The 910-nt window shown below is 39.8% G+C and carries 1 protein-coding gene; it reads left to right on the forward strand.

The window, feature by feature from the left end; all coding sequences use genetic code 11:
• The first annotated feature begins 30 nt into the window (after positions 1 to 30).
• On the forward strand, positions 31 to 897 hold the full coding sequence (locus D9603_RS19625; protein WP_128732576.1) for an IS982 family transposase: 867 nt from the start codon (positions 31 to 33) through the stop codon (positions 895 to 897).
• Positions 898 to 910 lie beyond the last annotated feature (13 nt).

Genomic DNA, 910 nt, shown 5'->3' on the forward strand with positions numbered 1-910 from the left:
AAAAAGAAAGTGACCCAGTAAGGAACAGGCATGAATAAGTTAGTTGAGTTGTTTTGTGATGTCGATGATTTTTGCAAAGTTTTTTTGCCGCAGTGGCACGCCTACCAGATAGAGCAAGGTCAAATAAAAAGAGACAGAGCATGCCAGATGAGTATGGCTGAAATAATGACCGTCATCATTCTATTTCATATGTCAAATCAGCGCGATTTTAAAAACTTTTATAAAGGCTACCTCGCTCGCTTTCATAAAAAAGACTTTCCAACACTGCTCAGCTATACAAGGTTTTTAGAACTCATGCCTCGTGCAGTTACTCCCCTTTCAAGTTATTTTAAAACACTAAAATCAACGGATTGTGATATTTGCTTCATTGACTCAACGAGTATCAAAGTTTGTCATAATTTGAGAATACCAAGGCACAAGACGTTTGCAGGAGTAGCTAAGCGGGGTAGAGGAACGATGGGATGGTATTTTGGATTTAAACTACACCTAATTATCAATCATAAAGGTGAAATAATTGCCGCCAAAGTTACACCTGCAAATAAGCAGGATACAGCTCCCGTGGAAGAGCTTACGCAAAATCTAACCGGCACTTTATATGGAGACAAGGGGTATATTAGCAGTAAGTTAGAGCAGTCACTATCGGAAAGGGGACTCAAACTGGTCACCAATGTGCGCAGTAACATGAAGGCCAAAGCTATTTCAGCTTGGGACAAAGCAATGTTATCCAAGCGCTTTATTATTGAAACGGTGAATGACCAGCTAAAAAATATTTGTCAGCTAGAGCACTCAAGACATAGAAGCTTGCATGGAATGATATTAACAGTCTTGGGTGCGCTGATTGCATACAGCCACAAAGAAAAAAAGCCATCAATTTCTATTGATGAACTGATGGCTTAAACCGATCTCGGGT

Origin of the sequence: Pseudoalteromonas sp. PS5 (assembly GCF_004103255.1) — a bacterium.
GTDB classification, from domain to species: Bacteria; Pseudomonadota; Gammaproteobacteria; order Enterobacterales; family Alteromonadaceae; genus Pseudoalteromonas; species Pseudoalteromonas peptidolytica.